The organism is Metasolibacillus sp. (genome assembly GCF_025291715.1).
In the GTDB taxonomy this organism is placed as follows: domain Bacteria; phylum Bacillota; class Bacilli; order Bacillales_A; family Planococcaceae; genus Metasolibacillus; species Metasolibacillus louembei.
Genome location: NZ_JAMBIZ010000011.1, coordinates 97,206 through 103,455 on the forward strand (window position 1 = coordinate 97,206; position 6,250 = coordinate 103,455).

At 36.7% G+C, this 6,250-nt stretch carries 5 protein-coding genes; 2 read left to right on the forward strand and 3 right to left on the reverse strand.

Annotated elements, in window-relative coordinates; all coding sequences use genetic code 11:
- Nucleotides 1-50 precede the first annotated feature (50 nt).
- A complete protein-coding gene (gene helD / locus M3Z76_RS09525) occupies nt 51-2,348 on the reverse strand; it encodes an RNA polymerase recycling motor HelD (protein WP_293923959.1) in 2,298 nt (765 codons plus the stop codon).
- A 225-nt stretch (nt 2,349-2,573) separates the two neighbouring features.
- On the reverse strand, nt 2,574-4,436 hold the full coding sequence (locus M3Z76_RS09530) for a leucine-rich repeat domain-containing protein (RefSeq protein ID WP_293923957.1): 1,863 nt from the start codon (nt 4,434-4,436) through the stop codon (nt 2,574-2,576).
- 193 nt (nt 4,437-4,629) lie between these two features.
- Between M3Z76_RS09530 and M3Z76_RS09535 the strand changes: the two genes are divergently transcribed.
- Together M3Z76_RS09535 and M3Z76_RS09540 are read left to right on the forward strand one after the other, a co-directional pair.
- A complete protein-coding gene (locus M3Z76_RS09535) occupies nt 4,630-5,175 on the forward strand; it encodes a PadR family transcriptional regulator (protein WP_293923956.1) in 546 nt (181 codons plus the stop codon).
- A gap of 2 nt (nt 5,176-5,177) precedes the next feature.
- The gene (locus tag M3Z76_RS09540) at nt 5,178-5,654 is read left to right on the forward strand and encodes a DUF4188 domain-containing protein (protein WP_293923954.1); all 477 of its coding nucleotides are present in this window, start codon (nt 5,178-5,180) and stop codon (nt 5,652-5,654) included.
- 96 nt (nt 5,655-5,750) lie between these two features.
- On the opposite strand, the gene M3Z76_RS09545 is transcribed toward M3Z76_RS09540, so the two are convergent.
- Nucleotides 5,751-6,203, reverse strand: coding sequence for an amidohydrolase family protein (locus M3Z76_RS09545; RefSeq protein ID WP_293923953.1), 453 nt, complete (start codon nt 6,201-6,203; stop codon nt 5,751-5,753).
- Nucleotides 6,204-6,250 lie beyond the last annotated feature (47 nt).

Here is a 6,250-nt window from a genome sequence, read left to right on the forward strand (position 1 = left end):
TATATTTCGCACTATTCACTTTACCGTAGAATGAGCCGATTGTGAACTATCTACTCCTTCTGTAAAAAGGAGCTCGGTCGCCCTACACTATATAGCTGTAAGCAATGCATCGCTCTCGTACAAGCTGTATAAAAAAGCCGACGCACACTTTCATCTCGATACACTGATGCATTATAAATAATTACTGCCTCAAACTCAATGCCCTTCGCTAAATATGCTGGAATAACGACAACACCTTGCTCATACTTTGGTGAGCTATTTTTTAACAGGATGATATCTTCAATAGCTGTTAATGCTTCATATGCATATTTACTTTCCGCCGCCGATTGACAGATAATTGCTATGCTCTGATAGCCTAAGCCTTTCAGCTCTTCAACCTTCGCCTCGATATTGAGATGTAGCTCCTCCTCATTCGCTACTTGTGTCACAACAGGCTGCTCTCCATCACGATCAAAGGGAATAATGTGCTCACCTTGTGGAATGAGCTGACGTGTAAATTCAATAATTGGCTTTGTTGAGCGGTAACTTTGCGCCAAATTGATAACTTCCATTTCCTCTTGTCCATATAAATGCTGCAGCACATCAAAATTGACTACACCACTCGCATGTGTAAAAATCGCTTGATTAAAATCCCCTAACACCGTCATTTTAGCAATAGGGAATAAACGCTTAATAAACTCAAATTGAAACGGTGAGTAATCCTGTGCCTCATCAATAAAAATATGCTTGATGGACAGGTTCGTTTGAAAGCCTTGAATCAACTCTTTCATTAATAAAAATGGTGTCGCATCCTCATAAAATAGTTTATCTTCTTCTAATGTGTCCACTGTTATCTGACAAATTGCCTCCCACATTAGTGGCAAGCGCTCCTCTAGCAATTTTTGCATCAGTGCTGTGTCTGTAAATAATTGCTGATAAATGCCCTTCATATCAATAAAATGCAATGCAGCAATGCGCTTTTTCAATGGCTTTAATTTTTGATGGACTAAAAGCCTTGCTAGCATTTTTGGCTCCATTTCATAATCTGTTACTGAATCGCGATTAAAGCCTTTCTTTTTCGCTAAATAAACATAAGCTTTATGATATTCTTCGTTGCTCAACAGCTCGATTTCATCCTCTACCCAAGGCCTTGACCACTCTCGCTTTTCAAATTCTTTCACTTGCGTTAGCAGCCAATCCTTTGTTTTTTCAAGACGATGATGAAATTTCAATGATGTTTCATAGCTATAAAAATGTGCAGTGATTTCTTTTGCTGTCACGATAGACTTTTGTCTAAACATAATATCTTGAAACAGCATGCCCGACAGCCCAAGTGACTCCTTATAAGATTTAATCACCTCAAAAAAGCGTACAGATGCTTTAAATTGGATAGCTGCGACCCTTGTAGCTGTATCCATTGTCGTCAATAAATATTCTAATTGGTCATAAGGGTTTTCAATTTGAAACTCTTTGCTCAATCGATGATTTAAATATTCTTGAAATGTCACCTGCTGCATATTTTCTTCCCCAAGCTCTGGTAGTACATTCGATACATAGCTATTAAACATCGCATTCGGTGAAAATAAAATAATTTGCTCTGCATTCAAGCTATCGCGGTATTTATATAGTAAATAGGCAACACGCTGCATTGCAGCAGATGTTTTCCCACTACCAGCCGCACCGTGTACAACAAGCAATCTACCTTTGTCATGACGAATAATGCGATTTTGCTCCTGCTGGATTGTTGCCACAATGCTATGCATATATTTATCTGTGCCTTTACCTAAAACTTGCTGTAAAATTTCATCACCTATCGTTAGACTTGTATCAAACATAGATTGAAGCTCACCCGCACGAATTAAATATTGCCATTTCTTCTCCAGCTGACCATAGATGATGCCTTCTGGTGTTTTATATTGCGCAGGTCCTGGCTGATAATCGTAATATACGCTAGAAATAGGTGCTCGCCAATCATAAATAAGGAAATCCTCCCCACCTTCATCCATCAATGACGAGATTCCAATATAAATTTGTTCTGTAGCACGATGTCCTTGCTCTATAAAATCAATTCGCCCAAAATAAGGAATGTTCTGCATCCGCTGCAATACATCCAACCTTTTTGCAGCATGCTGATGGGTGCTTTGACTGACTGCCAATGCTTGCGCTTCCTGTCTTAATCCAATAATCGTTTCAAGAAAATCATCGAAAGTGTCCGTATTCACTTTCACTTCATCCCAAAAATGCTTACGAATATTCATCACATCACTTTGTCGCTGCGAAGCCTCCTTCTCCAGTCGATTCATTTGTGATGCAATCGTCTTCATCACACCATTTACATGCTTTTGTTGTTGTTGAAATAATAAATTCATAGCATTCACTCCTTATGGGTTGACTTGCAATAAACGATACGCTATAATTATTATAGGGATATTTTATGCTATTTCTAAAATTAGCGTATAACTATATAAATTTATCATAAAGAAGCAGTTTTTGCAATGCGTTTTTAGTATGGACTATATTTAGCATTTATATTATTTTTCAAACAAAAGGCAGAAATCAATGATGATTTCTGCCTTTTGTTGTATTGGAAGTTCTTAATAAACCAATACCCCTTTATCCAAAACAGATTTATTTTGCACTGAATTCCCTGTAATGTAGAGCTTTTTCAAATTAGCTAGCTTCACCAATGGCTCAATATCGCTAATTGCATTATTTTCCAGATGCAGTACCTCAATTTGCTGCCATTTTTCCATAAAGCTTAGCGATTGCAATGAACCTTCCTGCATTGTAAAAGAACGCAGTGCTGTCATATTGGCGAAATATGGCACCATTTTATTGTCATCATTCAACCAATCACCGCTACCTAGCTCAAATGATGATTTATTCAATGTTAAATGCTCTAACGTATTATTTTCCAATGGCTTGTCATCCGTAAAACGGAAATAGCATTCTGTACAGCTTAGCGCTTTAACATGCTGCAAAGTAAATAATTCCTTGGTTTCATTAAAGAAATACGCCTCATTTAAATCGAGTGCTTGCAAGCTAGGTAATTGATTAAGTGCACGAATATTAATTAGCTCCTCACTCTCAAAGGTCGAAAGCCGCTCTAGATTTTGGAATTTTACTAACTGCGCTACATCAAAATCATCATTAAGATAAACGGTTAATTCCTTTAAAGCAGGTGCCTGTAGCTTTGGTATAAGCGTATCCTTTACTTCTGCCCTCTGAAGATTTGGTGTAACAATTACTGACATATCTGCTTTAGAATAGCCTGTTATTTTCAATTCCGTTAAAGAAGGTAGGCTACCTATAACTTCAAGCGAATCTATTTCTGAGTTGCTTTCTAAAATTAGCTTTGTCAAAGACTGCTTATTTCTAATAGCCTCTAAGCTTGTAACATACGTATAATCCAAGTGCAGCATCTGTAAATTTGGCATACTTTGTAGAAAATCTAATGTTTTTAAGCTTTGTGCATGCTCTATAGTGAGCTCACGCAATTGGCTTAATGCATACAATGCACTAAAATCTGTCGTATCTGTATAAGCAATTTTTAAGGCTTGCAAATCCGTTAATGAGGATAGCCAAGTCAAATTGTCTACATAACGGATGGCAAAGGATTTTAGCTTTAGCTGATTGAGCACATGGAAATCTGTTACCGATTCATCCATATATGTAATTTCAAGTAACTGCAAATTTGGAAAGTCGAGTAATAATGCAAGCTCATTGTTGCTTCGAATTTGTATAGAAAGCTCTGTAATCTTTGATTTATCCCCTATAAACTCGGCAATTCTAGAAAATGATTCATTGAAGGCACCTGAATAGCTTTTTAAACCTTTCAAATGCCCAAAGCTTAATTGTTCGCTTTGTTGAATATCATATTCATCATTTAGCTGTAGCTTTGTTAAGCCTGTAAGAGCTTCAAAATCCTTCTGGTCGATCTTCTCTTTATTTAATAGCTTATCCAGTAATGTATAGCTGAATATTTCCGCCTGCTCATTCGAAAATGGGTCATCAAAGCTGTAGTCAAAATGCCATTGATCCTCCAATTTTCGAGCAAAGAAATAACGAATCGTCGCGATTTCCTCCTCAGTAGGCAGTGCCTCTCCTTTGTTGAAAACATCTTTTAGGAAAAAGAGAAGTGGTTCACTTTCAGGCATTGTTCGAGCTGCTACCTGCACTTTATCTGTATCCTTCATATCTACTGCCAAAAAATATGCCATAAATGCCACTATGATGATGATTGGTATGAATAACAGCACCTTGAAATTGGGATTTACATGTGGAGCCTGCTGAGGACGAGCCTCCCCATAATAATTGTTAATTGTTTGATTAATATAGTACACCTTATTTTCTTTCAGCAACAATTCTGTTTCACAGTAAGGGCATTTAATCGTTTGCCCCTCCTTATATTTCAGCTTACCATTGCAATTTGGGCAATTTAATTTCACAAACGCCATCAATATCCCCCCTTTTCATTTATTTGTATTAAAACAAATTTTTACATAGATAAAAATAGGATAAGATACCCTATTACACTTACTGTTCTTTACGTTAAAAAGCGAAGGAGAGTTTCATTGTAGCTTGTATTTTTCATCACTATCCATCATTATATATCTTAATGATATATATCTTTTAGATAGGTGGAGCAATATGACAAAATACAACGACACAACATATGCACTACTCGGCATACTCACGACTGAATGCAAATCAGGCTATGCGATTAAGCAGCTTATTGATCGAAGCTTGAACCATTTTTGGAAAATTAGTTATGGGCAAATTTATCCAACGCTTAAATTAATTTCACAGGAAGGATTGGCGGAAATTCGTACTTCCTCAGGCAATGGGCGACCTGATAAAAACGAATATTATTTAACGGAAAAAGGTATAGAAGTATTAAAAAATTGGTTAGAGCAGCCAATTGAGCATTTTCCAACAGAGCGTAATGAGGTTTTACTTAAATTATTTTTCGGTCACTATCAATCTTATGAAAAGCAAAAATTGCTGCTACAAAATTATAAAGAGGCACTTGCAGGACGCTACCAAACTTATGTAGCAATCGAACAAGCAATTCAACAAGATACGAGTAAGGATGCTATGTATTGGCTGTTCACATTGGATTATGGAAAAAGGACAACACAAGCTGCAATTGACTGGTGTGATTTCACACTAGAAAAGCTTAAAAAGGAGGGTTAACTATGGCTAATAAAGTTTACGCTGGGCGTTATACAGCTCATAATACAGAGGATATTGTCGTTTTTATTATTGGTATGCGCGTGAATAATCGTCTTGCTGTTCATAAATGGTTTCCTGTATTTAAAGCGATGCCCGCTATGATTAAGGAGCTTTACACACACAAAGAGGAATTAGGGTTTTTATCGATGGAAAGCTATTTTGGGCTGAAAACAACAACGATGATTCAATATTGGCGTTCTCTTGAGGATTTACTTGCTTATGCGGAAAACGAAAAGCACTTAGCTGCATGGAAGCAATTTAATCAAAGAGCAGGCAATACTGAGACAGTAGGCATTTATCATGAAACCTATCAAATCAATAAAGGCACATACGAATCCATTTATGTAAATATGCCACTTTATGGCTTAGGAAAGGTTTTACCTCATATTCCTGTTATCGCTGAAAAAAGCTCTGCTCGACAACGCTTTCATAAGCACTAGGTAGCAGTTTAAAATTAACAATCTATTCATTACCGTATTTCATATCGAATTTCGGAAAGCACTTTTGAGCTGTCTTTCCGAAATTTTTTATCTAACCTACAGTAACTGATGCGCTTTAAAATTAGTTATTAGCTCATTAATAAACCTTTCCTGTTGCTGGAGTGATGGAATATGTTCAAATATAGCTTGCTTTTCCAAGGGGGCTCCGCTTTTTACAACGAGATGAATATTTGTTGTATTTTCAATATTTATAAGTGGGTTGGCATTTAAAATAACCATATCTGCAATCGCCTGTTCTTGAATGCAGCCTAAATCCTCATGCTCCAAAGCTTTCGCAGCATTAATCGTTGCTGCTCGAATCGCTTCAATTTCCGTAAAGCCACTTTCTACAAATAACATTAATTCACGATGTAAGGCTAACCCAGGAAATGTAAAAATGCCTGCTGGTGTATCTGTCCCTGCAACGACTAATCCCCCCATTTGATGATACATATAAGCAATTTTTTTCATATAACGATGCACAAGCGTCGCATTAAAATAATTTAACACGGTAAATAATACTGAATTTTCTGTAATCTATTCTTCGAATAAAAAAA

Excerpts from the sequence above, each read along its gene's own strand:
- M3Z76_RS09540 (WP_293923954.1), top strand. The coding sequence starts at position 5,178 with ATGGCTAATAAAGTTTACGCTGGGCGTTATACAGCTCATAATACAGAG.
- helD (WP_293923959.1), bottom strand. The coding sequence starts at position 2,348 with ATGAATTTATTATTTCAACAACAACAAAAGCATGTAAATGGTGTGATG.
- M3Z76_RS09530 (WP_293923957.1), bottom strand. The coding sequence starts at position 4,436 with ATGGCGTTTGTGAAATTAAATTGCCCAAATTGCAATGGTAAGCTGAAA.
- M3Z76_RS09535 (WP_293923956.1), top strand. The coding sequence starts at position 4,630 with ATGACAAAATACAACGACACAACATATGCACTACTCGGCATACTCACG.